Annotated in this window: 26 protein-coding genes and 2 pseudogenes; 23 read left to right on the plus strand and 5 right to left on the minus strand. The window is 70.3% G+C overall.

The annotated features are described in order from the left end of the window. Positions 1-235 precede the first annotated feature (235 nt). Complete coding sequence (locus ACFYO5_RS34695) at positions 236-664, minus strand: hypothetical protein (protein ID WP_388716733.1); 429 nt, start codon at positions 662-664, stop codon at positions 236-238. Positions 665-1,188: 524 nt separating this feature from the next. Between ACFYO5_RS34695 and ACFYO5_RS34700 the strand changes: the two genes are divergently transcribed. The 14 genes from ACFYO5_RS34700 to ACFYO5_RS34765 all read left to right on the plus strand — a co-directional run bounded on the left by ACFYO5_RS34700 (position 1,189) and on the right by ACFYO5_RS34765 (position 14,231). After that, entirely contained in the window at positions 1,189-1,587 is a 399-nt protein-coding gene (locus ACFYO5_RS34700) for a hypothetical protein (RefSeq protein ID WP_388716735.1), read from the plus strand. A 284-nt stretch (positions 1,588-1,871) separates the two neighbouring features. Next, positions 1,872-2,375, plus strand: a complete 504-nt coding sequence (locus tag ACFYO5_RS34705) for a helix-turn-helix domain-containing protein (RefSeq protein WP_388716737.1) — start codon at positions 1,872-1,874, stop codon at positions 2,373-2,375. Positions 2,376-2,464: 89 nt separating this feature from the next. Further along, a complete protein-coding gene (locus ACFYO5_RS34710) occupies positions 2,465-3,058 on the plus strand; it encodes a hypothetical protein (protein ID WP_388716740.1) in 594 nt (197 codons plus the stop codon). After that, positions 3,052-4,044, plus strand: a complete 993-nt coding sequence (locus ACFYO5_RS34715; protein ID WP_388716743.1) for a hypothetical protein — start codon at positions 3,052-3,054, stop codon at positions 4,042-4,044. Before ACFYO5_RS34710 ends, ACFYO5_RS34715 begins: the two co-directional genes overlap by 7 nt. Before the next feature lie 28 nt (positions 4,045-4,072). Beyond that, positions 4,073-4,756 carry an SAF domain-containing protein gene (locus ACFYO5_RS34720; RefSeq protein ID WP_388716746.1) on the plus strand — a complete coding sequence of 228 codons (684 nt, stop codon included), beginning with the start codon at positions 4,073-4,075 and terminating at the stop codon, positions 4,754-4,756. Position 4,757: 1 nt separating this feature from the next. Further along, positions 4,758-5,621 (plus strand): hypothetical protein, encoded by an 864-nt coding sequence (locus tag ACFYO5_RS34725; protein ID WP_388716749.1) that lies wholly within the window; start codon positions 4,758-4,760, stop codon positions 5,619-5,621. Between the two features lie 157 nt (positions 5,622-5,778). Beyond that, positions 5,779-7,137 (plus strand): CpaF family protein, encoded by a 1,359-nt coding sequence (locus ACFYO5_RS34730; protein WP_388716752.1) that lies wholly within the window; start codon positions 5,779-5,781, stop codon positions 7,135-7,137. Between the two features lie 2 nt (positions 7,138-7,139). After that, positions 7,140-8,021, plus strand: a complete 882-nt coding sequence (locus tag ACFYO5_RS34735; RefSeq protein ID WP_388716755.1) for a type II secretion system F family protein — start codon at positions 7,140-7,142, stop codon at positions 8,019-8,021. Between the two features lie 14 nt (positions 8,022-8,035). Continuing rightward, positions 8,036-8,935 carry a type II secretion system F family protein gene (locus ACFYO5_RS34740; RefSeq protein ID WP_388716758.1) on the plus strand — a complete coding sequence of 300 codons (900 nt, stop codon included), beginning with the start codon at positions 8,036-8,038 and terminating at the stop codon, positions 8,933-8,935. Between the two features lie 23 nt (positions 8,936-8,958). After that, a complete protein-coding gene (locus ACFYO5_RS34745; protein ID WP_330351820.1) occupies positions 8,959-9,186 on the plus strand; it encodes a hypothetical protein in 228 nt (75 codons plus the stop codon). After that, entirely contained in the window at positions 9,186-9,590 is a 405-nt protein-coding gene (locus ACFYO5_RS34750) for a TadE/TadG family type IV pilus assembly protein (RefSeq protein WP_330351938.1), read from the plus strand. The genes ACFYO5_RS34745 and ACFYO5_RS34750 overlap by 1 nt, the downstream gene beginning before the upstream one ends. After that, positions 9,587-10,021, plus strand: coding sequence for a TadE/TadG family type IV pilus assembly protein (locus ACFYO5_RS34755; protein WP_388716762.1), 435 nt, complete (start codon positions 9,587-9,589; stop codon positions 10,019-10,021). Before ACFYO5_RS34750 ends, ACFYO5_RS34755 begins: the two co-directional genes overlap by 4 nt. Beyond that, complete coding sequence (locus ACFYO5_RS34760) at positions 10,018-10,473, plus strand: pilus assembly protein TadG-related protein (RefSeq protein ID WP_388716765.1); 456 nt, start codon at positions 10,018-10,020, stop codon at positions 10,471-10,473. Before ACFYO5_RS34755 ends, ACFYO5_RS34760 begins: the two co-directional genes overlap by 4 nt. An 8-nt stretch (positions 10,474-10,481) precedes the next feature. Next, positions 10,482-14,231 carry a LysM peptidoglycan-binding domain-containing protein gene (locus ACFYO5_RS34765; RefSeq protein WP_388716769.1) on the plus strand — a complete coding sequence of 1,250 codons (3,750 nt, stop codon included), beginning with the start codon at positions 10,482-10,484 and terminating at the stop codon, positions 14,229-14,231. A gap of 158 nt (positions 14,232-14,389) precedes the next feature. Here the strand turns inward: ACFYO5_RS34765 and ACFYO5_RS34770 are convergent. Together ACFYO5_RS34770 and ACFYO5_RS34775 are read right to left on the minus strand one after the other, a co-directional pair. Beyond that, positions 14,390-14,514: pseudogene (locus ACFYO5_RS34770) on the minus strand (transposase); the annotation flags it as partial. Between the two features lie 10 nt (positions 14,515-14,524). Continuing rightward, positions 14,525-15,892: a hypothetical protein gene (locus ACFYO5_RS34775; protein ID WP_388716772.1), complete on the minus strand. Its 1,368-nt coding sequence runs from the start codon at positions 15,890-15,892 to the stop codon at positions 14,525-14,527. A 218-nt stretch (positions 15,893-16,110) separates the two neighbouring features. Here ACFYO5_RS34775 and ACFYO5_RS34780 point away from each other — a divergent pair, with 218 nt between their 5' ends. Next, entirely contained in the window at positions 16,111-17,649 is a 1,539-nt protein-coding gene (locus ACFYO5_RS34780; RefSeq protein WP_388716774.1) for a gamma-glutamyltransferase, read from the plus strand. 116 nt (positions 17,650-17,765) lie between these two features. Here ACFYO5_RS34780 and ACFYO5_RS34785 read toward each other — a convergent pair. Next, positions 17,766-18,774: pseudogene (locus ACFYO5_RS34785) on the minus strand (hypothetical protein). A gap of 286 nt (positions 18,775-19,060) precedes the next feature. Between ACFYO5_RS34785 and ACFYO5_RS34790 the strand changes: the two are divergent. The 3 genes from ACFYO5_RS34790 (at position 19,061) to ACFYO5_RS34800 (ending at position 22,246) form a co-directional block, all read left to right on the plus strand. After that, positions 19,061-20,158 (plus strand): barstar family protein, encoded by a 1,098-nt coding sequence (locus tag ACFYO5_RS34790; RefSeq protein ID WP_388716777.1) that lies wholly within the window; start codon positions 19,061-19,063, stop codon positions 20,156-20,158. A gap of 251 nt (positions 20,159-20,409) precedes the next feature. Further along, complete coding sequence (locus ACFYO5_RS34795) at positions 20,410-21,276, plus strand: hypothetical protein (RefSeq protein WP_388716781.1); 867 nt, start codon at positions 20,410-20,412, stop codon at positions 21,274-21,276. 28 nt (positions 21,277-21,304) lie between these two features. Next, positions 21,305-22,246, plus strand: coding sequence for an RNA-binding protein (locus ACFYO5_RS34800; RefSeq protein WP_388716784.1), 942 nt, complete (start codon positions 21,305-21,307; stop codon positions 22,244-22,246). Between the two features lie 169 nt (positions 22,247-22,415). Here the strand turns inward: ACFYO5_RS34800 and ACFYO5_RS34805 are convergent, their stop codons facing one another. Beyond that, positions 22,416-22,763, minus strand: a complete 348-nt coding sequence (locus tag ACFYO5_RS34805) for a hypothetical protein (protein WP_388716787.1) — start codon at positions 22,761-22,763, stop codon at positions 22,416-22,418. A 32-nt stretch (positions 22,764-22,795) separates the two neighbouring features. On the opposite strand from ACFYO5_RS34805, the gene ACFYO5_RS34810 reads away from it, so the two are divergent. The 5 genes from ACFYO5_RS34810 to ACFYO5_RS34830 all read left to right on the plus strand — a co-directional run bounded on the left by ACFYO5_RS34810 (position 22,796) and on the right by ACFYO5_RS34830 (position 25,498). Further along, a complete protein-coding gene (locus ACFYO5_RS34810; protein WP_388716789.1) occupies positions 22,796-22,936 on the plus strand; it encodes a hypothetical protein in 141 nt (46 codons plus the stop codon). Positions 22,937-23,040: 104 nt separating this feature from the next. Next, the gene (locus tag ACFYO5_RS34815) at positions 23,041-23,262 is read left to right on the plus strand and encodes a hypothetical protein (protein WP_330351805.1); all 222 of its coding nucleotides are present in this window, start codon (positions 23,041-23,043) and stop codon (positions 23,260-23,262) included. Positions 23,263-23,276: 14 nt separating this feature from the next. Beyond that, positions 23,277-23,648: a fic family toxin-antitoxin system, toxin component gene (locus ACFYO5_RS34820; RefSeq protein WP_388716792.1), complete on the plus strand. Its 372-nt coding sequence runs from the start codon at positions 23,277-23,279 to the stop codon at positions 23,646-23,648. Between the two features lie 17 nt (positions 23,649-23,665). After that, complete coding sequence (locus ACFYO5_RS34825) at positions 23,666-24,409, plus strand: hypothetical protein (protein WP_388716795.1); 744 nt, start codon at positions 23,666-23,668, stop codon at positions 24,407-24,409. 249 nt (positions 24,410-24,658) lie between these two features. Then, a complete protein-coding gene (locus ACFYO5_RS34830; RefSeq protein ID WP_388716797.1) occupies positions 24,659-25,498 on the plus strand; it encodes a hypothetical protein in 840 nt (279 codons plus the stop codon). Positions 25,499-25,667: the final 169 nt, after the last annotated feature.

Consider the following 25,667-nt stretch of genomic DNA (forward strand, 5'->3'; position numbering starts at 1 on the left):
GCGGCTGGCCACAGCACGTGCCATCCAGGCGGCCACGCGAGCAACAGTGTTCCGCGGGTGCCCGCTCAGCCACTGCCAGGCGGCTGCGTCCTCCCGTGCGCTCGGAACACGGTCGTCCAGCACTCCGGCCCTAGCAAGATCCAGCAGCTCGTCCGCGCGCATCAGGGCACGGTCGCACCGATCCCGCGCTTCCTGGTCGGCTGCTTCGTTGGCGCGCCGAGCCGTGGTCGCGGTTCTACTCTCCGGCTGCCAGGACGAGCGGGTCGAGGACGGCGAACCGGTAGTTGAGCAAGGCGGCCAGGATGAACAGGACAGCGGCACGCTTGGCGGGATGGAGTGGTTCGACCTGGGCCCAGGCCAGATCTGGCTCTCCGCGCATGCACAGTTGGATGATGTCGCTGGCCAACAGCATCATCGGATCGTCGGCGGCATTGCCCACCGAGACGACCTGGCCGTCGGGCCGGACGTCGCCGGCCAGCATGCGGCCGGCGACCTCGAACGCGGCACGCAGGTGGGCCTCGTCGCGCGCACCAGGTCCAGCAGCACCGCGGTGTTGGCGGCGCGTCCCGTCACCGGGTCCACGGAAGCCATACGGCACAGCAGCGGACTCACGGCACGCTGCGCGGGAAATGCGCGGCAGCAGCAGCGGCAACGGCCAGTTCACTCGCCTGCTGTTCAGTCAAATCGGGCACGCGGGACAGCCTAGGGGAAGGTGGGCGATGCCCGGCGCAGCACCACCGGTTCACCCGCTGCGACGTTGACGCCTGGCCCGGGGGCGCCCGGCTGAGACGGGACACATCGCTGGTGAAGTCGGCCCGGGGCGCCGCGCGCGGGAAAAGTTCCGCCAGCTATGGCACACGCCGCCTGATCTCGACACCTCTATAGGCGTTGAAGATCCCCCGAAGGAGGCCAAAGTGACCACAGTGACCGGGCCCGGGTCCGCGCAGCCCGTCGACGTTCCGGCGAGCGGGGTGGCCAGGAGTGGGGGGTCGGCGGCGGCGTGCACCGGATCACCTGCGGCGTGACGCGGGCGGCGCTCGCGCTGGCCCAGTCCCGGGACCCCACGCTGGCCGCGGGCCACCCCGAGGCCGTCGCCGTATAGGTGCCGTCCTGACCAGGCCGCTCGCCCACGCCCACGTCCCTGGCTCCCGGCAGGGCGGGCACCCACCCACCGTCCGAGGGATTCACATGAAGCCAGTTTCTGAGGTCGTCGTCTCCGCAGCGCGGGGCCGGGTCGCACGCGTGCGCCGACTGCTGTGGCGCGGGGCCGGCGCCACAGGAGGGCCGTCCGCCGAGATGACCACGGCGCGCGCCATCGGGCGGGCCATGTTCTTCACTCTGCTCGCCGTCAGCCTCGTCGGCACGCTGATGACGACGATCTACCTGCCGGCGCCGTGGGGTCGCCTGGTGGTGCTGCCCGCCGCGCTCGGCGCCTTCTGCGCGGGTGTCGCCGCATGCCTCTACGCGCTCCTCGCCTCGTGCGCCGTCGTCGAGGCGGCACACCGGCGCGCCTCGGCGGCCGGTTCCACGGTGAAGCGGCACGCGGCGCGCCGCCGGGAGGCCCGGACATCGGCAGTTCCGAAGTGACGTCCGCGCGATTCAGGGGCTGTTGCCGGTCGGCAAATACTCGATGGACTAAAACGGAAAAAGCAGCACAAAACGATCTTGACGGGTCAGGGGTCCGGTGTCAGATTCGGGGTGATCACCGCTCAGATTCACAGCAGCGACGGTGGTTGAAGGCTGTGCTGTTGCGAGCGGAGGGGGGTGTCCCATGCGTTCAAATGCGTCCGTGCCGGCCACGGAAATGGGGAGCGCGCCGACCCCCGGGGCCGTGTTCGCCCGGGAAGGACGTGACGGTGGCCGGTCGTGGGGTGACCGACTTTGCTCCGGCCTCACTGCTGAGCGAACGGACAGGCGCGAAGCTGTCGAGGGAGAGCCTGGCGCGGGCCGCGTCCCGGCACGAGCCCTGCCTGAGCGCTGCGCACATCAGCTTGTACGAACTCGGTCGCCGAACTCCGCAGTTGAGCACGCTGGCGGCGCTGGCGAGAGCGCTCGGCGTGGAGGTCCGCGTGCTGCTCGTACCGGTCGACACCGCAGATCTGGCGCGCCTCCGCGTGGAGGCCGGCCTCAGGCAGGGCGACCTCGCACGCCTCCTGGGACTGCCGCAGGCCCGTTGGTCCAGGACCGAGCGCGGGCTCGCCGCTGCGGAGGCCCAGGTCCTTCGGCAGGCTGCCGAGGCACTCCGCAAGCCCTACGAGGTGGTGGCCCGCTCGGCGGTCCATACGCGGCGTACCGCTCTCTCGGCGCCTCCCGGACGAGTCCCGCGGCGGGAAATGACCACGCCGGTACGCAGGTTGACCACGTACGCTCCTTAGCTCGCACGCGCCTGACTGGGTAGGCCCGGACTGCAGCCGGGTGTGCCGGACGGTGCACCGTCACGACCACGATTGAGGGGGATATGCCCATGGCACCGTCCGTCAAGGCAACCGTTTCGAAGATCACCAAGACCCGCGCGAGCGCGGTGGCAGTGAGTCTGAGCGCCGTCATCCTCATGGCCGGCTGCGGAGGCGGGGGCGACTCGGCCGCGAAGAAGCCGTCCGCTCCCGCCACCACCAGCGCATCACCGTCTGCCGCCCCGGAGCAGGAGGCCCGGGAGCAGGTACTGGCGGCCTACCACGGCATGTGGAAGGAACAGGTCAAGATCTACGGAAGCGGTTCGTTCAAGGGCTCCGATCTGGAGAAGTACGCCGCCGACAAGGCCCTGGCGAAGGTCCGGGCGGCCGCCTTCTACTACCAGAACAACGACCTGGTGGTGAAGGGCGAGCCGAAACTGAAGGACAACCCGACGGTCACGCTGTCGTTGGGCGGCGAGTCGAAGAGCGCCACGATCGTCGACTGCGTCGACAGCAGCACCTTCGTCCCCGAGAACCGCAAGACGGGCAAGAAGTCCCAGCTCGACGGTGACAACCGGCGCAAGGTGCAGACGTCCAAGGCCCAGTTCGGCAGCGGCCGGTGGATGATCACCGATTCCACGATAGACAAGGGGTCAACATGCTGAGCCTGCGCGGCCGCGGGGCTCTCCTCGCGGCCGCCGCCGTCGCCGTTCCTCTCCACCTGGGCCTTGCCGCCGCTCCGGCCGCCGCCGACGGCGGCAAGCCCGGCGGAGGCGTCACATGCCCCGAGCTCGTCCCCGACTGCGACATCAACGCGGAAGGTGGCGGGGGCGGAGGCAAGGGCGAGAAACCGAAGCCCGCCGGGGATCCGGGCGGGGGCGGCGGTTCCGCCAAGTGCTACATCGAGTGGGACAACATCGGCGAAGTCCCCTGCTACGACGCGGACATGGGGTGGTTCAATCCGGTCGGCCAGTGCTACTGGGAGATCCTCGAGCCGCAGCCGGCCAAGGACGCCGCCGACTGGGAATGGGGCACCGCGGCACCCGCCACCGACGCCGAGCGCGCCAAGGGCAAGGTCTACAACGTGACCTGCCCTGGCGGCGGCCGTGAACTCGCGGGTGGCTCCACCTGGAGCCTGAACCCGCCGCCGGGCTTCGGCGGAGGCCCCACGGCCGAGGAGCTCGCCCAGGAAGCCATCAAAAAAATGCGGCTCCTGGGCGCCGACATCGGCAGCGCCCCCAAGACGGGCAAGACCGGCCTGGTCGGCATGCCGGTGTGGATCTGGAACACCAAGGCCCCCCGTACCTGGGGCCCGGTGACCGCCAGCGCGTCCGCACCGGGGATCACCGTCACCGCGACCGCCAACGTGAAGAAGATCGCGTACACGATGGGCGACGGCGGCTCCGAGGTGTGCACCACCGCGGGCACGCCGTATGAGAAGCGTTTCGGCGGGCAGCCCAGTCCCGACTGCGGCTACCGCTACACCAAGACATCCAGCTCCCAGCCCGGCAAGGCGTTCACCATCACGGCCATCACGACCTGGACCGTCCACTGGGCCGGCGGCGGCCAGGAGGGCGACATCACCACCACGCGGGAGGCCGAGCCCGCCCAGATCACCATCGGCGAGGCCCAGGCCGTCGCCAAGCCCTGATGCTCCCGCACCGCGAAGGAAGCCGTTCATGAGCACCGCACCCAGCCCGTCAGCCCCCGACACCGCGCACCCGGCCCCGGCTCCGCAGCCGCTGGTGCGCCAGCCCGTCGTCCGCCGGCGCAGGTCCAGCTGGATCGCGCTGGGCACGGCCGTGATCTGCGTGTGCGGAGCAGCAGGCGGCTGGCTGTACACGGTGACCAGCCACCGTGAGCCGGTCATCGCGGTCGCCCGGGACGTGCCCATGGGCGCCGAGCTGAAGGCCGAGGACCTCATTGAGGCGCAGATCGCCACCGATCCGGCCCTCAAGCCGGTTCCGGCAGGGGATCTGAAGAAGTTGATCGGCAAGCGCACCACGGTGGGCCTGTCCCGCGGCAGCCTGCTGACTCCTTCGTCGGTCACCGACGAGCCTCTGGTCCAGGCCGGCGAGCAGCTCGTGGGGGTCTCGCTCACGCCCGCCCGGCTGCCTGCGACCCGGCTGAGCCCCGGGCAGAAGGTCAAGGTGATCCACACGCCCAAGGAGCCGGTGACCGGATCCTCCGACGACAACACGGCCGGGCAGACGCTGCAGGCAACGGTCATCGAGGTCGGCGGTCCGGACAATTCCGGCGACCGCGTGGTCGATCTCGCCGTCAGTCAGCTCGACGGAACCCGGCTGGCCACCTGGGCCGCGTCCGGCGATGTCTCCCTGGTGATCGTTCCGGCGGAGGGCTGAGGTGGCTGTCATCGCGTTCTGCGGCGCCAGCGGCGGTCCCGGCGCCACCACCACCGCGCTCGCGGCCCTGCTGACGTGGCCGCTGGCCGGCGGACGGCGGGTCGTGCTGGCCGAGTGCGACCCCGACGGCGGGTCGGTGGCCGCCGGCTACCTCGAGTCGAGGGTCTTCGGCGACCGCGGCCTGCACCATCTGCAGATCGCCGACCGGCGTGGCCACCTCGAAGAGGTGTTCTGGCAGCAGCTGCTGAACCTCTCCGAGCCGGAGACCGACGCCAACCGGCTGCTGCTGCCCGGACTGATCAGCCCCGCCCAGGCGGCCGGCCTGCACCAGACCTGGCCCCGGCTCAGCCAGTTGTTCAGCGACCTCGAACAGCGCGCGAGCGGCTACGACATACTCGTCGACCTCGGACGTTCCGGGGCCGCGGGCGCGGCCAGCGCCCTGACCCGCAGCGCGGACCTGACCGCCGTCGTCGTCCGAGGCACACTGCGGGCCGCCCACGCGGCCAAACCCCGGGTGGAGGCACTGCGCGCCGCGCTGCAGATGCACGGACGTGACAGCAGCCGCATCGGGCTCGTCGTGGTCGGAGAAGGACCGTTCCGCCCCCGCGATCTCGCCGAGGAACTCCAGCTGCCGATCTTCGCGGAGCTGCCCTTCGACGAGAAGACCGCCCGCGTCCTCACCCACGGCGGCGACGGCGGCCGGAGCTTTGGCAGCACGCCCCTGATGCGCAAGGCCGCGGAGATGTCCCGCACCCTCCAGACGCTTGCCGTACAGGAGCAGCTGCGGCTGAACGCCCCGGCAGAGCACCGCCCCACCACCCTCTTGCGCCGCCTGAAGACGGGAGCCTCCCATGACGCGAGGTAGGCCGCTCTTCCCCGGCCCCTCCGGCCCGGGGAAGCCCCAGCTCCCACCCGCCGCCGAACCGCGCGCTGAGAACTTTGGCAGCCCGGCCCTCGGCGCGGCGGCACTGCCGGGTGCGCCCACGGCCGCCGGCCGCGCGGCCCTGTGGGAGTGGGGCACCGTGCGTGCCCTGCGCGACGAGCTCAGCTCGCTGATGGCGCCGGAGTACCAGGCCTACAAGGAGTCGGCCGGCAAGGAGATGACGGCCGAGGAAGCCGAGCAGCGCGGCTGGGAGATCATCCAGGACCTCGTGGCCCGCTGGGCGGCCGATTTCTCCGCATGTCGGCAGATCTCACCGACCTCCGCCGATGAGACCGGTCTGGCGCAGGCCGTTTTCGACCTGCAGTTCGCGCACGGCCGTCTCCAGCCCTACCTGGACGACGATCAGGTCGAGAACATTCTGATCAACGGCTGCGACAACGTGTGGGTGGACTACGCGAGCCAGCCCAACCGCAGGGTCGCGCCGATCGCCGAGTCCGACGAGGAACTCGTCGAGCTGCTGCAGATGCTCGCCCGGCGCCACGGTGCCGGTGAGCGCAGCCTGTCCAAGGCCTCTCCCACCTTGGCCCTGCGGCTCTCGGACACGTCGCGTCTGCAGGCCATGATCGAGGTCACGCCCCGTCCGTATGTCGTGATCCGCAAGCAGCGGGTGCGCGACGCGAACCTGGAAAAGCTCGTGGAGTTCGGCACCATCGACGCGAGCCTGATGCACTTCCTCAAGGCTGCGATGGCCGCCCGCAAGAACATCATGATCAGCGGCACGCAGGGTGTGGGGAAGACGACCATGCTCATCGCGCTCGCCCAGGAGATCGACCCCCAGGAGCGGGTCGGCACCCTGGAAACCGAATTCGAACTCTTCCTCCACGAGGTCGGGCACCTTCAGCAGGTCGTGCCGATGGAGGCGCGGGAGGGCAACGGCGAGCGGGTCGACGGACGCGATGCCGGCGAGATCGAGCTCGCCGACCTGATCGCGCCGTCGCTGCGCATGATGCTGCGCCGCATGATCGTCGGTGAGGTCCGGTCGCGGGAGATCGTGCCGATGCTGCAGGCCATGAGCGCGGGCGAGGGCGGCTCGATGTGCACCATCCACGTCAAGCGGGCCGACGCGGTGTTCGCGCGGATCGCCCAGCTGTGCATCCAGCACGGCGGCGGCATGACACAGGAACTCGCCTACCTCACCTCTGGCATGGCCCTCGACTTCGTCGTGCACATCCACATGGACGACCGCACCGAGCACGGCGGCATCAAGGAACGGTTCGTCCACCAGGTTCTGGAAGTCACCGGTGAATTCAGCGAGTTGACCGGTGCACCGGCATTCAACCGGATCTTCACCCCCGGCCCCGATGGCCGGGCCGTGCCCACGGGTATCCAGCCCGCCTGCCTCGACGACCTGATCCGCGTCGGCTTCAACCCGGAGTGGCTGTCCACGTACCAGAACGTCGGGGCCTGGATGTCCCGCCCAAGCGGCAAGGTGGCCTGACCATGGGGATGTTGATCGCCGGATTCGTCACGGCGGGCATGGTGGCCGGCCTGCTGCTGGTCGTCGCCGGGCTGCGCGGTTCCGCCGCCCCGGCCTCCGCCCGCCCGGTGAAGATCCGCCAGGCCCGCCCGCCCCGGGCCCGCCGCATGCTGCGCCTGCAGATCGGCGGCGCGGCCGCGGGCGCCATGCTGATCTGGGCCGTCACCGGGTGGCTGCCCTCCGCGCTGCTCATGGCCCTCACCGTGTTCTTCCTGCCGTGGCTGCTCAACCCCAACAGGAGCGCGACCGAGCAGATCGAGCGCCTCGAAGCACTCGCCCAGTGGACCAAGCGACTGTCCGACCTGGTGAAGACCGGCATTGGCATCGAGGACGCGATCGCCACCTCGGTGCGCACCGCGCCCAAGCCGATCGAGCGGGAAGTCGCCGACCTGGCTGTGCGGCTGCACTCACGGATGGAGCCGCGCGAGGCCCTGACCGCGTTCGCCCGGGCCCTGGGCGACCCGCGCGCCGACCTGGTCGCCGCGGCGCTGCTCCTGCGCATCCGCGACCGCGGCCCGGGCCTTGCCGACGTCCTGTCCGACCTGGGCAACCGCACCAAGGACATCGTCCGGCGCCGCCGCGACACCGAGGCCTACCGGGCCAAGCACCGCACCACGGTCCGCTGGATCTGCGCCATCACCGTCGTCGTCGTCATCGCCACCTCCTTCAACAAGGAGCAGGTCGAACCGTACGGAACACCCCTGGGGATGATCGTCATGCTGGTCCTGATGGCCGCCGTGGTCGCCTTGTTCTGGTGGATGAACCGGCTCGGCGCCACCGTCACGCTGCCCGGCTTCATGGGCAACAACGCCCCCGCCTCACCCGCGGCCAAACCGGCCGAGTAGATGGAAGGGGCCCGATGACACCGCTGGCACTGTCCCTGCTGATCGGCGCAGGCATGGGCGCCGGCCTGTTCCTGCTCGTGCGCGAACTCTTCCCCTCCGGGCCCGCGCTGGGCCCCGCCCTGGAGCGCCTGCACGGCACCGCCGCCGCACCCCGCTCGCACAAGACCGACGACGAACCCCCTGCCCTGACCCGCGCCGGAGACGCGGTCGCCGAGCGCGTGCGCCACTGGCCCGGCATCACCATCCCGGTCAAGAACCTGAACCTGGTCGGCGAATCGGTCGGGGAGCTGTTCGGGGCGAAGCTGCTGCACTTCGCCGTCGGGCTGCTGCTGCCCTCCCTGTTCACCCTGATCGTCACGATGGCCGGCATCCAGTTCCCGATCATCCTGTCCGGTCTCGCCGGCCTGCTGGCAGGCACGGCGATGTGGTTCGTGCCCGACGCCCAGCTCGCCAAGCGCGCCGCCCGCGCCCGCGCCGAGGCCACGCAGGCAGTCATGGCGTACGCCGAACTCGCCGCGATGGAGCGGGTCTCCAGCGCCGGCGCCCAGGACACCCTGGAACGACCCGCCGAGGTCGGCAGCGGCTGGGTCTTCCAGCGCATCCAGGCCGCCCTGCTGCGTGCCCGCCTCGACCGTGCCCCCGCCTGGGAGGCACTGCGCCAGATCTCCGACGAACTCGACGTGCCAGCCGCCGCCGACATCGCCGACATCGTCAGCAGCGCCGGCACCGACGGCGCCGCCATCTACGCCACGCTGCGCAGCCGCGCCGAAAGCCTCGCCGACGAACAGGCCGCCGATGACCAGGCCCGCGCCAACGCCGCCTCCGAAAGCCTCGTAGTGCCCGTGACCCTGCTGTCCATGGTGCTGCTCGTGTTCTTCGGGTTCCCGGCCGTGGCGCGCATCTTCTCCGTCTGAACAGCACCCAAGGGAGCACCACCGTGAACGACCTGAACCTGCGCATAGCCGCCACCGCCCACGCCGCCGTGCTCCGACTCACCGCACTCGTCCACCACCACCTGGACACACTGCGCGAAGAGGACGACCGGGGCGACAACAACATCTCGATGATCATGTGGATCGTGGGGGTCGTGGCCTTCGCCGCCCTCGCCATCGCCGCGTTCAAGGTGCTGGGCCAGAGCAAGCTCGATGGCATGACGGGCCTGTGATGCGCTGCCCCGCCTGGGCCCGCCGCCTGGGGAGACGGCTGCGCGAGGACGACGGTGACGCGTCGCTGGAGATGCTGATGTGCTTTCCCGCCGCTCTCCTGCTCGTCTTCCTGGTGGTGGACGCCTGCAACATCTACTTCGCCAAGACCGCGGCGACCACCGCCGCCCGCGAGGCGATCGCCGGTGCCCGCGGCTACGGCAGCACGCCCGGCGAGGGTGTCCGGCGGGCCGACGCGGTCTTCGACCGGGTCGGCGACAGCTTGCTCGCCCCCCGGGTGAGCGCCAGCAGCAGCGCCGAGCGCATCGAGTTCACCGTAACCGGCAAGGCCCAGTCCGTCCTCGGCCTGAACATCACCGTGACTGAGCACGCCAGCGGCCCGGTGGAAAGGTGGTCCAATCCGTGATCGTGCCCGCGCGCTGGAACCCGGACGACGACGAAGGCCGCATCGCGGTCGAGTTCGTCATGTGGGTGCCGGCCGTCCTGCTGTTCTTCGCGCTGGCCATGGTCGCCGGGCGCGTCACTACCGCGAGCAACGCGGTCGACGCCGCGGCCGCCGACGCCGCCCGCGAGGCCTCCCTCGCGCGCACCGCCGACGAGGCCTACCCGCGAGCCAAGGCGGCGGCCCAGTCGGCGTTCGACGACAGCAAACTGCACTGCGCGAGCACGTCGGTGACCGTGGACACCTCCGGCTTCTCCGCACCGCTGGGCCAGTACGGGGCGGTCACCGCGCGCGTCCGCTGCACCGTCGCGCTCGCCGACCTGGGTGCCGGGTTCGGATCCAAGACCGTCGAGTCGTCCTTCACCTCCGTCATCGACCGGTACCGGCAGCGATGAACCCACTGACGCTTCTTCGCACCCTCCTCACCCCGCTGCGCGATGACCGCGGCTCCCTGTCCCTGTGGTGGATCCTCATGGTGATCCCCTTGCTGATCATGCTCGGGATCACCTACGACCTGGGCGGCAAGCTCCGCGACATCGAGCACGCCGACGCGATCGCCGCCGAAGCCGCCCGGGCCGGCGCGCAGGCCATCGACCCCGCGCAGGCCGTACCGGGCGACGCCGTCGTCCTCGAACCGGCCAAGGCCGCGGCCGAGGCCCGCCGCTACCTGACTGCCGCCAGAGTGGACGGCACCGTCACCGTCGACGGCAACGGCACCACCATCACCGTCGACGTCACCACCCGGCGCCCCACCGTCTTCTTGCAGGTCATCGGCCAGCCCTCGCTGGACGTCGAAGGCCACGCCTCCGCCGAGCTGCTCCACGGCGTCGGCGCTCCTGAGGAGTGAATCCCGCCATGACACCCCGCCGCTCCCGCCGCCCCGCCGTCAACCTCCTGCGCGGCTTGGCCAGCCTCCTGGTCCTGCTCGCGTTGCTGGCCGGGCTGCCCGCACTGCTGTGGTTCCTCACCGGCGTGCTGCTGCCCCACGGGGTCTCCCTTGACGAGATCACCACGCTGCTGACCTCCCGTAACCTCGGCGCACCGTTCTTCGCCGTGGTCATGGCCGGCGGATGGATCGGCTGGGCCGTCTTCGCCGTGTGCACCGTGCTGGAGATCCCCGCCCAGCTGCGCGGCCGGCCGAGCCTGTCCATGCCGTCGATGGGCGTCCAGCGCCTGGCGGCCACCCTCGTCGGCGGGGTACTGCTCCTGGTGCCCGCCGGCACCGCCATGGCCGCCCCCTCCCACGCGGCCCCCGCACACGCCCCCACCCACGTCTCCGCGGCTGCAGCGCCGCAGGCCGCACCCGCCAACGCACCCCGCTCCGCAGCCGCGGCGGCGACCACCACCCACTACACCGTTCAGCCCCGCGACAGCCTCAGCAAGATCGCGCAGCAGGAACTCGGCGACGCCGCGCGCTGGACAGAGATCGCCCAGGCCAACGACGGGCACACCATGACCGACGGCACGAAGTTCTCCGCCCGCGGCGTCCTCCAGCCGGGCTGGAAACTGTCCATGCCCAAGGACTGGAAGCAGCAGGACCAGACGACTGCGGAGCCCTCCGGCGCCCGCCACAGCGAGCACACGGTGCGCTCCGGCGAGAACCTGTCGACGATCGCCGAAGACGAACTCGGCGACGCCGGCGACTACATGGACATCGCCCGCCTCAACCAGGGCAAGAAGCAGGACGACGGCCGCACATTCACCGACCCGGACGAGATCTACCCTGGGTGGAAGCTCGTCCTGCCCAGCTCCGCCTCCGCGCCTTCCCAGGACAAGCCCGCCGACGAGCACCCCAGCGCCGATCAGGACTCCTCCACGGACAAGGACACCGGTGAGAAGGAGGCGTCGCCCACCGCCCCGGCCCAGCAGCCCGACACCCCTGACCGTGATGCCGCCGGCTCCGACACCAACCGGGACCCCATGCCCTCTACTTCCGAGCCGTCCGCGCCCGCCACCCCTGCGCCCGACCACTCCACCCCGGCGGCCCCCGACCAGCACACGCCTACGGCCGAGACCGCCGGCGAGGACGACGGGCCGAGCGTTGCCGTCACCGCGGCCGCGGTCACGAGCCTGTTCGCGGCCGCCGTACTGGCCGTGCTCGGCGCGCGCCGAGCCCACCAGCAGCGCCGACGCCGCCACAAGCGGCGCATCCCGATGCCCGACGAGCACACAGCCAGCGCCGACCTCGAGCAGGAGATGCGCAACAACGCCTCCGCCGACGGCCTCGACCTGCTCCACCAGGCCCTGCGTGCCCTGGCGGCCAACTGCGCCCGCACCGGCCGGCCTCTGCCCGAGATCGAAGCGGCCCGACTCGATGCGCGTGGACTCGAAGTTCACCTCTCAGCACCGGCCCCGGCCATCGCCCCCTTCACCGACAGCGAGTCCAACCCCGCGGTGTGGTGGTGCCCCGGCCGCGGCGCGGCACTGCTGTCCTCCGACGAGGCCCGCGACACCAACGCCCCCTACCCGGCCCTGGTCAGCATCGGCGAGACACCCGACGGCGACCCTGTCCTGATCAACCTCGAGACCATCGGCCTGCTCCAGCTGCACGGCAGCACGCAGGACGTGGCCGCGGTCATGCTCGGGATGGCGGTGGAACTCGCCTCCTCCGCGCTCACCGACGACACCTCCCTGCAGCTGGCCGGCCTCGGCGCCGAACTCCAGGACGTCTTCCCCGACCGTGTCCAGCACCATCCGGCGCTCAGCTCCGCCCTGGACGAAGTGCGCGCGCACGACGCCCTCCAGCGCGGCGCCCTGGACGCAGCCGGCGCCGACAGCCTCCTCGCCGCACGCCTGGGCGCCGACGGCGGCGACACCTGGATCCCCCAGATCCTCATGTGCCCGAACGTGCCGACCGAGCAGCACGCCGAGGACCTGGCCGACCTGCTCTCCTCCCGGCCGCGCACCGCACTCGCCGTGATCACCGCCGCCGACGGAGCTCTCCAGCTGCCGGGCGCCTGGCTCGTGCCCGCCGCGCCCGGTGCCGAAGTCGAACTCCCGGGCCTGGACCTGACCGTCACGTTGCAGCGCCTCGAGGCCGAGGCGTACGCCCCGCTGCTGGATCTGCTGTCGACAGCCAACCGCACCGACGACGTCCCCGCCCCGTCGTGGACCGCGGAACCCGACGCCGCTTCCCACCTCGACCTTCCGGACGACGACGGCTCGGCGCTCGCCCCGCAGGCCACCGGCAGCCAGCCGGCGCCCATCCAGGTCCACGTCGCCACGACGTCCGCGAGCGACTCCGCCGTGGCCCTACCCGACTTCAGCGCCCTCACAACCGGCACCGCATCCGAAGCCGGCCTGGAGGCTTTCCAGGAACCGGACTTTGACAGCGCTCTGTCACCGGAGGCCGCCGCATACGGTCCGCAGGACGGGCCCGAATTCCCGGTGGACCAGTCCGCGGAGATCGAGCCGCTCCCGACGGACGAGCCGGTGGACGATGAAGATCCGGCCGCCACGGCGTACGCGCCGTACGCGGACGACGGGCCGACGCCGTGGGCGCCGGATGAAGGGAGCGCGCTGAGCCCTGCCGTCAGCGATGCCCCTTCCGCCCTCGCCGGCCTCGACGAGCCGGCCGCCCCTCACGATCCCGGCAGCGGATCCGCGGCGGACTTCGACGACGTCTTCGCCGAGGTTCTCAGCGAGCAGCGCGACCACTCCCCGTTCGATGTACCCGAAGACCTCGGCGCCGACGGCTTCGTCGACGACTCGGGTACCGGCCCCGAGCCGGCACCCGAGGCCACCCCAAAGGCGCAGGCACCGGAGCCGCCCCTCGCCCGGGTCACCGCCGTCACCTCCAGCGTTCTCGCGGCCCTGAACACACCGCCCGACCCGCCAGCCGCTCCGCAGATCCGTGTCCTGGGCCCGGTCGACGTGGTCGGTGCTCTGGGCCGCGTCGAGTCCAACCGCCGCAACTCCCTGACCGAGATCGCGGCGTGGCTGGTGCTGCACCCCGGCCGTAACCGGCACGAGCTCGACGAAGCGATCTGGCCCGGCCAACGCGTGTACGCAGGAACCCGCAACACCGCCATCAGCAAGCTGCGGACCTGGCTCGGGCGCGACCCGCGCCTGCCCGCCGACGCCCCCGACAGCTCCTACCTGCCACCCATCAGCAACGGCGTCTACGCCTTCAACCAGGACGTCACCGCCGACTGGCACCAGTTCAAGGACCTCTACCTCAAGGGCATGCACCACCAGGGCGAGGACGCTGACACCGCTCTCGCCCACGCCCTCGCCCTGATCCGCGGCCGCCCTTTCGCCGACATCGACCAGAGCCGCTACGTATGGGCCGAACACGACATCCAGGAGATGATCTCCGCCACCATCGACGTCGCCCATGAACTCGCCGTACGCCGGATGGCCGTCCGTGACTTCCGTGCCGCAGCGAACGCCGCATCCGTCGGACTCACGTGCGACATTCAGGCCGAACTGCTGTACCGCGACCTCTTCCAGATCTACAGCGCAACCGGTGACCGGGCTGGGCTCGAGCGCACCGCCCACCAGCTCAACAGGATCTCCACCGAGACCGGGCTCGACAGTGCACCCGAGACAGTGGCCCTCCTCAACACGCTGCTGGCCGCCAACTCTCTGGGAGCCGCGATGTAGGTTCCGCAGTTTCGCGAGCACTTCCGCGTGATCATGAGCACCGTTCGAGCGTTCCCGCGTGATCATGAGCAGAGGTAACGTTCAGTAGCGGTCAGCTGTCGGTGGTCAGTTCGCGCGAGCGCCCCAGCGCCTGGCCAGCCGCCGCGCGTGCCGGACTAACGCCACGACACCCCGTTGATCACCTGCCGATGATCACACCACGGCCGTCTACGACCATCAACACCTAGCAGCAGGGGCGCTACGCGTTCCCACGCCACATCGTCAGGTCACCACGACCCACCACAAGATCATTATCAGTGGTCTTCGTCCGTGCTGAGGAAGACCGACTTGAACAGGTCGGCCGCGTCGACGAGGGGCCCGGTGGGCACCCGGAACTCACCGCTGGTCACCGCGTCGTTGCCGTGCTCGGTGAGATCCCACGAGACCTCCACCGCACTGGCATGACGATCCTTCGCGATGATGACGTAGTCGTCTTGGTCGCTCGTCCAAGGCACGTTCGGACGGAACGACTCCGGAGTGAGCACAACTACGGCGTCCTCGCCATGGGTGCTCCAGGTCACGGGATAGCCCCGTGGGAGGGGTCGGATAGCGGAGTGGTCGAAGTTCGGCAGGAACGGCTCGTGCGGCCCCAGCACTGGTTCGACGGCCTTCTCGAAGGCTGCGTCGTCCGGGTCGAGGTAATCCAGCACCTCGCAGTTATGGAACGTCAGAATCAGGTGCGGCTTGGCCACGAAACGATCGCGACTGACCACCTGGACACCGGCACCCGGCATCCCGACGCCTAGGAGGTGCTCCCGACCCTTCGCGATGTGCTCGGCCTTCTTGCTCTGCCATGCGGCGAGCGCCTGCTCCCGGTCCTCCGTCGACAGCGGCTTCGGGCTGCCGAAGACGCTCGGCGCCAATCTGAACGACGTCGAGGCGAAGGCGTCTTCAGCCGGTGTCGGCTGCTTGGTGAACTGCTCTTCTTCGTGGCGGCGCAGGCTCTCCAGGATCTCGTCCACGCGGTCGACCCTGCAGATCGGGCCGAGCAGTTGCACCTCAAGGTCAATCGGTGGCTTCCCGCCCCGGCGGACGCGCTCGACGAGGGCGAGGACCTCTCCGGAGCGCGCGGGCCGCGTGTTGCTGGTGCCTCGCACGTAGATCGCGCCGTCCTCGATGTTGTCGCGGCGGTCGTCACCCTGATAGCTCTTGTGACACGGGAAGATCGTCTGGCCATCCTCCGGCGGCTGGGCGATGACGAACAGGACCTCGTGGTCGGAGTCGATGCCGATCCGGCCGAACTCGAAGGCCGGGAACTGGGGCCCGAGGTAGGGGCGGAGCCGGTCCTCGAGCTCGTGGGCCTCGGTTCCGCGCGGTACTCCGGGAGCGCTGTTCTTCTGTGCGCCGATGACCAGGACCGCGTAGCCGTGGAAGTGTCGGGCCGCCTCCCCCGGACGGCGGTTTGCTGCGCCCAGGAGGAACTTTGCGATCTTGGCCGCGGTCGCCTTGCTGTTCATGTCGAGTGAGCTCTTGACCTCGAGGTAGGTCGCCTCGGCCTCGTCGCCGACAGCGACTACGTGCTCAAGAACGCCCCGTAGGGCACGCTCACCGAGGGGGATGACGCTGGTGTCGAGGGCGGAGGTCCCGGCGTCCGAGTCGTCTGAAGGCAAGAGATCCGGCATGGAACGATCCTCCCATTCATGACCGCCGGGCGGGATTGAACATCCGCCTCCGAGAAGCGGAAGCGCGGACCAGCTTCGGGAAGGAGTCAGGGCGTACAGACAGTCAACGATCACCGCATGCGTCACTCCTTGGCCAAATTCTCCCGGTGCCCGCTCTCCTCACCGACCGTTCGGCCAAAGCTGCGACTGATGTCCGTGCCCCATGGCAGGCTGTCGGCGTGATCATGCAGCCCCCTCACGACGCGGCCGACTTCGCCTTCAGCCCGACCGACGCCCTGGACATACCCGTCGTCGTACGCGACTTCAGCTCGCTGCGGCGGCCCTCCGAACCTCTGTGGAGGGGTGCCACCCAGCCGTGGCCGGGGGTGGCCGACATGCCTGCGTACGGGACCTACCTGGCGACCACGACCTGGCGCCAGGTCCTCCTCGCGGCCAAGGGCGTAGGGCGCGACCTGACCCCGTGGCTGCGCCGCACTCCCTGGCTCGCCGTCAACGAGGTCATCTCCCGTACCGCTCCTCTCCAGGCCTACCTCCAGCTCAAGGACGTGCCCGCACCCGCGCCCGCGGCCGGCCGCAGGCTCTTCGTGAACGCCCTCTACCAGTACGGCAGTGAGCGCAGCGCCCACTCCGCCTTCGGCTACCACTTGGGCATGACCATGGCGCACTGGCTCTGCGCCGGGATGGCCGGCCTGGGAAGCACCTGGCATCTCGAAGCCCGAGGTCCGGGCGGCCTGCCCGGCTTCACCGACCCGGCTGCCAAGCTGCCCGACCTGTGGGGCAACCACCACGCCGCCGGCCTGCCCTGGCTGATCGAGGCGAAGGCAGCCCGTGCACTCGGCTCCGGCGTGCTGAAGAACGGGAGAATCCAGCTGGACGGTGGCAGCGCCCTCATGCCCGGCATGGCACACCGGCAGGTCCTCTGCGGCACGTCGCTGCCCGGCAATAAGCCCGGCAAGTGGGAGCAGGACCACCTGTTCCTGGCCCTGCATACGGCCCACCCCCACGGCGGGCCGCAGACCGGCGCCTCCCCGGCCGGCAGTCCGCAAGGCGACGCGGAAGATCACATCGCCGATGACCCCGATGCCCTGATGGCCGTCACCCGGCAGCAACTCCTGACGTACCAGGCTTTGGCCTTCGGGGCCGTGGAGCAGCGGCGCGTCGTCCCGATGCGCCGCGACCGTACGGAGCGCGGGCGTCACCGCACGGGTTCCCTGACGCTGCTGGAACACGACGAATCCACCACCGGCCTGCGCCGTCGGCTGCGCGCACAGCAGGTGGACACCGAAGGGAGCCTGGCGTCGCACACGGACGCCACCGCGTTCATCGCCGCCCGCATCCCCGGCACCGGCATCCACCTCGGTCTCTCCCGCCGCCTCTACGCGGCGTGTGAGGCCCTGTACCTCCAGCAGACCGACATGCCCGACACCGTGGCCTTGGCCGACGGCCTCCGCCTGGACGACCCCGGCTTCGGTCAGGACCAGGACGACGACGAGGCCCGCGAGCAGTACGCGCGGCGGGCTCGCCAAGCCCACTACGAGCAGGAGCAGCGGTATCGGACGCGCGTTCGTGAGGCGGTGAGCGCGGCCTTCCGGCTGGCTGAGGAACACCCGGAGGACAGCCGGCTCACGGGCCCGCTTCTTCCCGTACGCGTGGACGACCCCGACAAGCCCCTGCTCCTCGAAGCCGCCACGGCAGAGAGTTACCTGGCCCTCGAGCCGACCGACCCCGTCCTCTCCACGGCGGGCCGCACCGCCTGAGCTTGTTCGTCGTCTCCCAGGATCTGATCTGGCAGCCCTGCCGATGGCCTCTGGGGGCTCGGGACGTTCGCCGGTCTGGCCGACGTCGTAGCGGGTGGCGGGCGCGGGCTCCCCTGTCATCGTCGGACGCGGCGCCCTGCGAGGGCGGCGGGCACTACCGCGTCGGGGCCGTAGCGCCGGCGGGCGCGGTCGGCGGCGGCCTCGATGCGGCGGGCCTTGCTGTCGTCGGGATCGAACGTCAGCTGCTGGGTGGTCCGGGTCGCGTCGGTGAGTTCGCCGGTCAGGGTGAGCGCGCGTACCCGGGCGCGCTGCAGACCGAGGGCATCGAACAGCTCGGTGGCGGTGCGGGTCAGGGCGAGGGTGTGTGCAGTGGCCTCGGGCAGGGTGCGGGTGCGGGTGGTGGTGGTGCGGTCGGCGTAACGCACGGTGAGGGTGAGCGTGCGGGCAACGGCCTGGTCGCCGCGGAGGCGGGTGCCGAGCTGGTGGGTGAGGGTGAGCACGGCGCGGTGCTGGGCGTCCGGGGCGAGTTCGTCGCTCGAAGGTGTGGCTGACGGTGGTGGTCTTGGGCAGGGCGTTTGGGGCGACGGTCCTGGGGTCATGGGCGTGGGCACGCTCGTACAGTTGGCGGCCGGCGGCCGCGCCGAGCAGGCGTTCCAGGGTGGCGAGCGGGGTGCGGGCGATGTCGCCGACGGTCTCCAGTCCGTGGTGGGTCAGGGTGCGGGCGGTGGCCGGTCCGACGCCGGGCAGCGCGGCGACCGGGCGCGGGTGGAGGAAGGCCACGATCGCCTCGTCGGTGTCGGGGATGACGGTGATGCCGCCGGGTTCGGTGACGGCGGCCGCCATGGCGGCCAGCATGAGGCTGGGGCCGGCGCCGATCGTGGTGGGCACGCCGGTCCAGGCGAGGGTTCGCAACCTGATCAACTGGGCGAGGCCTTCGGGGCCCCGCTCGAAGTAGCGTTCTGCGCCAGTGAGATCGGCGATCGCGGCGTCGGGCGGGAGTGCCTGGATGCGGGCGCTGATGGTGGCGAGCAGGTCCAGCACCTGCGGGTAGCGCGGGTCGCCGGGGGCCAGGCCGTGGTAGTGAACGTGCACGATATGCCGCTCCCGGGGCCGGTTCGGGGTCATGGCGCTCACCCGGCACTTCCGGGATCTCCAGACGCCTCAGAGTGTCTCGCTTCCCTGCTGCAGACGGGTTCGTCGCCATGGGCCGCGAGACGCACGCCGTTCGCAGCAGCATGACCATCCACCTCTCGCAGTGCTTCGAGGGCTGCAGGTGCACCTCCAATATCAATATATCGAACATAAATCGAACATTGCGAGGTGAGCGACGGCTGCCCTTGACGTTCGAGAACGGCCCCTGCAGCTCCGGCCAGCGAAGATCCTGGCCTAGTCGTCCGAACGTGGTCGGGGCATGATCTCCGTTGTGCATGAGGACGAGAAGGCGCGCGGGAGCGCGTCGTACGCGCTGACCGAGACGGAGCACGGCCATGTCTGGGGCGTCTGTGCCGAGGTGGAGGGGCTGTTCGGAGAATGCCGGCGCGGGACGTACGAGTTGTTCGGCTGGGTTCCGGAGGGATCCGGCGTGTCCGGCTGGGTCGGCAGCAGAGTGTGGCTGGTGCCGGAGGATGAGGCATGCGATGCCTGGCTGCTGGAGGACGCGGAGAGCTCGGGGCAGCCCGTCGGGACGGACAGTCGGGTGCTCACCGGCCTGGACGACTACGAAGGCCCGCCCGAGGGGTACAGGGGGCGCGTTCGCGTGCACGACGGGCATCGCTGGCTGGGCTCCTGCCGGGAGTTCACCCGCATCATGTCGCCCGAGCAGGTACCCGCACCAATTGTCCTGCGAGGGCTCGCGCCGAGTGATCGGCTCAGGGCGGCACTGGCGAAGGGCACCCGGCGGGCCCTGGACCTGGAGGAGGCCGCGCCGGAGATAAGGGACGGCCAAGGAGAGATGCTCACCGATCGGCTGCTGTGGACCACGATCAGCGCCTGGCGCCCATCCTCTTGCGGAGCGGACCTGATCGACCTTGAGCTCGACGGAGGCCGCTTCACACCGGTCGCCGAATACGCCCGGTCGATCTGGGAGCGATGGCTCGCCGGACCACCGGCCGCCGTGAACACCTGGGCCGGCCTCGACACCCGCCGCCGCGGGGCCTGGCATGACCTTGTACGCGAGCAGGGCTGCCGACGATCCCACCGTGACCGGCCGGCCGGTCACGCCTACGAACTCGACGGCCGGTACGTCACCGACGAACCAGCCCTCTACCTGGCGCTCGGCGAGGCGGTCAACGGCCCCGGCGGCTACTTCGGCGGCTGCCTCACCGCCCTCGACGACTGCCTGCGCGGCACCTTCGGCTACACCGCCCCCGCCACCTTGCTCTGGCGAGACGCCGCGACCGCGCGCGAGCACCTGTCCCACGCCCTGACACCGGACGGCCAGCCCTACAACTTGTTCACCACAATCCTTGAAACCCTGGCCGAGGGCGGCATGGACGTCACCTTGGCATGATCCGCTGTCCGATTCCTCTGACGCTCTTTCTGCGCAAGCGCTCCAGTTGGCGAACCGTGCCAACTGGAGCGCTCAGCTACACCTGAAATGGCTTGTCCCAAGGTCGGTTATCGACCAGGATCACCTCAGGACGACCAGAAAGGGCCATGCCTTCTAGGCACCCCGCTCCGCTCTCCACCGCTCGCGCACCGCCGTCGCCGCATCGCAGTGCCCGTTGGCTGTGACCGACCGCCCGTTCAGGAGAGCCCACCGTGCAGAAGACCGTCCTTGTTCCCTACGCCCATCTGCCCCATGCGCACCATGACCGCCACGTTCTGACCAGTACTGTCGACGTTTTCGGCACCGCCCGCTGGCTGCTTGCCGACCGCGTTCCGCAGCCTGGCGACGCTGTCCGGCCCTTTGACGCGCTGGTCGTTTCCGTCGATCCGGACGGCAACACCGAACTCACCGAGCTGAGCGCCGTGCGAGCACGCTGGCCGCACCTGGACCGCCTGCCCGACGGCGGGTTCGTAGTCGCCGCGTCTCGCGCCCGCCGATACGAGGACGCGAACCAGGTCCAGATCTTCGACGCGCTCGGCCGTGAGACCTCGTCCTTCTCCGTCGGGGACGCCATCGAGCACCTGCTCGTGGACGAGGCCAGCCGTATCTGGGTCGGTCACTTCGACGAGAACCCGGTGGGAATCCGCTGCTGGAGCGCCACCGGCCGACTCACTTGGACATCAGACGACGCCGGCATCCCCGGCCTCTTCGACTGCTACGCCCTGAACGTGTCGGGCACCACCGCCTGGGCCTGCCCATACACGGACTTCCCGCTCGTCGAGATACGCCCCGACCGCACCCATCGGCCCGTGAGGGTGTGGGCGAACCGCGTACGAGGCGCCAAAGCAGTGGCAGTCCACGGTGAGCGGGTCGCCTTCTACGGTGGCTACGGCGAAGAGAGGGACCGACTCGCCCACGGAGAGATCATGGAAACATCCGTCGAGCCATCGGACGTCGGCCTGCTCACCCTGCCCGATGGCTCTGCCCCCGGCCGTCGGCGGGTTGTCGGCCGAGGAAGCAAGATCTACGTCCAGGCCGAGCCGTTCACCACCTGGGGCGTGTTCGACCTCAGCAGCTGATCGCCCTTCTGACCTGGCAGGGAGCAACGTGCCGCCGTCCTTCGTCCACCGGATCACCAAGTACGACCCTGCAGACCGTGATGAACACGGCCACTACACCGGTGCCGAGGAGGCGGTCAGTGACCATGGGCTGGTCGAAGCCGCGTACCTCTCGGCGATCGCCGCCTTCGCGGAGGCCTCAGGCATCGATCGGCTGGAGATCCGCGAGCCCGCAGTCACCGGGTTCGTCCACTTCGGCGTGGAGCCGTCGGATGGGAGACATGGTCTCGGCGGACTCTTCCCGCCCGACCTCTCCGGCTACCACGACGGGGCCGAGGTCTCCCTTCCGGTCGCTCTGGAGCTGGTCCGGGGCATGCTCCGCGACCAAGGTGCCTGGTGCCGTCTGGAGGCGGGGGACATGTTCACCGTGCATGTCGGGTGGGACCAGTACGTGTATGTGGGCAGCGACCGGCTCTGCGCGGACGCCGTGGCCCGTACCCGGGAACTCGGCCTCTTCCCGGAACCGATGGCGACCTCCCCCTATGCAGCGGAGCCGGACGTGACGGAGGCGGCCGACGAGGGGTTCTGGGCGCGTGTGCGCACCGTGCTGGCCTCACGGAAGGCGGTGCTCCTGGAGGAGGGCTACGTCCGCAACGCTGCACGCTTCCACCGCCTCACGCCGGAGAACCTCGACGCGGTGCGTACTGGTCTCAGCCCACGCGCCCTGCTAACCGTCTGGCCGGACCTCAATCCCAATGTCGGCGCGGTGCTTGCCACGCTGCCAGAGGAGGGATCCGCGGAGTTCGTCTGGGAGGCACAGGACGGGACGATCAGACACGCGGTCGTCGATGACACCGAGTACCAAGAGCTCGCCACCCTGGTGGCCGGCGCCCGGGCGGCCTGCGCCCTGCCCGTGTACCTCGACGAACGCCACCCGCTTCTTTGCGCCGCCCTGCCCGACAGCGACGGCGTGCTGCGCGCTCGGTGGTGACCCCGTTCACGCCGGTTGGCCACAGACCGGTAGCTCGACTGACCCGGCGTCTGTTGCGGCCGGTGCCGCGGCCGAGCTGCACACCGTCTGATCTGGTGGTTGGAGGAGATGTGCGAAGCACACATCTCCTCCAACCACCCAGGCGCCGCGCTGGCGCTTTGCCTGATGGTCAAACAGCGCGTAGCCGCGGCCCCTGGAGGGTTTCCGGCTCCTCGACGGGGTCGGCTTCTGCCGCCCCTTCTGCCGTGTCCTGGGTCGCGGAGCGGAACTTCGTCTTGAGGTGTGGCGTCGCCTTCATGGTGGCGGCGGTGAGCGCACCGCCCGCTACCGCGGAGACCGCGACAAGCCCGGCGACGGCACGTTTTCCGTTGAGCAGGTCCGCATGGCCAACCAGGTTCCTGGCGCCGTCACGCAGGAGCGTGCTGTACCCGCCGCTCGCCGAGTTCGACAGGGCCGTCCCTACCACGCGCTTCACCAGCATCAGTTCCCAGACCGAGCCACCCCAGCGAATGTTCATGGGGCCACTGTAGAAGGCTCCGGGGAGGGGAAGTGGCGGGTTTCGCGCGTATCTCCTCCGCCCACCGATCTGACCCCGGCCCCGAGGCCGTACGCGAGCTGGGCAGCTTCATCCAGGAGCAGATGGCCGCCGCTGTCCCGGACCTGTCCGGCGGCCCGCCGACCCGTGTGTGAACCGTCCGATCCACCCACCGGCTAGGGGCCGCTTTGAAGACCGGGGTCACGGGAAGAACCGGATCGGCTTCCCCCGCCCGGCCCCGGACCGCTACCGTGGTCTCATGACGAGGTTCCAGGTCGAGATGAGCGACGAGTCAGGCGGCAGGCTCCGGCGCGCCGCCGCGGCCGAAGGTGTCGACCCCGACACGTTCGCGACTGCCCTCGTTGAGGCGAACATGCCCCGGCATCTGTTCCTCACCGGCGCACAGGCGTGCATCGACGAGCTCGGAGAGGCCTTCGCCGTCCGGTTCGGCCCGAGCCGGCCCGGCCGCCAGGTCGCCTGAGCAGAAAGACCCTCGTGCAGCTGTCGATCGATCGCCGTTGGCTGTTGGAAATCATCGAGCAGCGCCTCGCTGACCATCCGGACATCACTGACTGGGGTGCGACAGCCGCGGCCGTGGCCCGGCACAGCGACACGATCCTGGATCAGGTCGTCTACCCGGAGCCGTATCACCGCGCTGCGGCCTTGCTCCAGTGTCTGCTGAGGATCCCCGCGCTCGCTCACTCCAACGAGATCTTCGCCCTCTCCGTGGCCTACGGTTTCTTGAACATGTGCGGGCTGACCGTGTCATCGAAGGCCGACGAGGTCGGGGACCTCGTCGAGGCGACGCTCGCCGGGACCGTCGACGTCCGGCAGATCGCCGCCCAGCTCAAGAGCTGGACCAGCTGACCCGCATGTGGACGCAGGTGCAGATCAACGGCCTGGACGTCTTCACGCAGTACCCGAGCCCGTTCTCCGCCGGCCCGCTGCAGCCCGACGTGCTGACCGGCGGCCTGGACGCCGCGCAGGTGCGCACACGTAACGCGTATCACGAAGCCGGGCACGCGGTCATCGGCATGGCCGAGGGTCTGCCGGTGTCCCTCGCGATCCTTGGTGCCGGCTCGGCGGAAACCCGTACCCCGCCGGGTGCGTACGCCGAATCCGGGAACGTCTCGGTCGGCCCGTTCGCGGTGGCCCCCCTCGACAGCGTGCTCGCCTTCCACGTTGCGGGAGTGCGTGCCGCGCACCGCTGGCTGGACCAGGAGCAGTTGTTGACCCCGGCGACGGCGTTCCTCAACGACGTGGTCGCGGGCGTAGGCGATCAGGCCAAGCTCCGGTCGGTCGATGCCGCGCAGCCGGTGCTGTTCACCTACGGGACGGGACGTCCGCAGCAGGTGCCGGACGGCTGGGACCATGTGGAGCTCGCTACGGTCTACGCCCGGGTGGATGGCCTGGTCGAGCGGTACTGGCCGTACATCGCTGCGGTGGCCGGCCATCTGCTCGCGCACGGCCGGGCGGATGCCGAGGATCTGGCGGTCCTCTTCCCGCGAGCGCAGCGGCCCAACGGCCGGTCAGAGCCGAGAAGTTCGCTCCCTCCGCGGCCATCGTCCGAGATCCCGGCCGTGAACCCTCCTCGCTCCCGGGCCACCGAGCACTCCTCACAGGCCTGAGCGTTCCGTACCTGCCCGTTCTCGTGGTTCAGCGGACCGGTTCCTGCTGCACGGGGCGTTGTCAGTGGTGCTTGGTAGCGTCGGTGTGAACGGCTAGACGCGTACTGCCGTCCGCTGCCGTCGCCCGCGCCCACGCCGCGCGGTGACTCAGTTGGCCAAGGTCTCCCGGGGCCCGTGTTCTGTTCCCCTGCCCGGTATGAGTGCTGACTGCCGGCGGCAGCGTGGGGGTCGTCGCACCAGGAGTACGTCATGCCGAAGAAGCAGCCCACCACCTCCAAGAAGTCCCGCGCCGCCGCTCGGCACGGCGCGAAGTACACGGCGGCCCTGCGGCAGCAGCGCAGCCCGCACACCATCACCGCGGTCCTGGTGCCGAGCGGCCGCGGCTCCCTGGACATGACGCTCGGCAACTGGACACGGACCGTGCACAATGTGCGGAGTCTGAGCGACGCCCTGTACTGGGAGGGCTGGGAGATCGCGCGTGGCCAGGATCCTCAGGGCCTCTTTCCCGATGGCGGTGAACTGCCGGTCTCCCGCAGCGTGCGCGGCATGCTGGAGGACCAGGCCGCCGAGATCCGGGGGACGGTCCCCTTTTCCCAGACTGCCGACGCCTACGCCTGTGCCGTCGCCGCCGCGATCGAGGCCCGTGGCGGGCGGATCGCCGACTGGGACGTTCAGGTCGACGAGGACCGCCGGATCTACATCACGCTCGGAGAGGACTACGAGGACCGCGAAGCCGATGAAGAACAGCCGCGGCGCTGGGTGGTCGGGTGGATGGACACCCGCCGATGGTTCACCTTCCTCGAAGCGGCCCTTGGCGAGTCCCTCGGCGGTTGCCTGAGCGATCTGGCCTGCCCCTTGATGTCCCTGCCCGAGCACGTCGCCGCCGAGGTGGCCCACCTGTGGGGCGGGGCCCCTGCAGCCGAGCCGATCCCGGGGCTGGAAGAGCCGGGGCGGGAGTGGCGGGCGCCCCACGGGTACGTGGTGGACCCGCCCGTCACCGGTGACCCGACGGACGTGATCCTGGACCTGGAGCGGTCGTTGTCCGCCTACCTCACGCACCCGGATGCCAGCGCGTGGCAGGCCGCGTAGACGTGACGCCAGGGGCTGGTGGCGGCCGCCGGCGGAAGAGAGCCGTCGGTGGCCGCCGGCATCTACCAGGTGACGACTGACGTGAACCTGAGTGTCGATCGCCCGGTGGCACCGATGGCGCCCGGACCGCGCCTGGCCGATGACGAACAGATCCGCTCCCGCATCGCAT

Source organism: Streptomyces sp. NPDC006259, assembly GCF_042870975.1.
Lineage (GTDB): Bacteria > Actinomycetota > Actinomycetes > Streptomycetales > Streptomycetaceae > Streptomyces.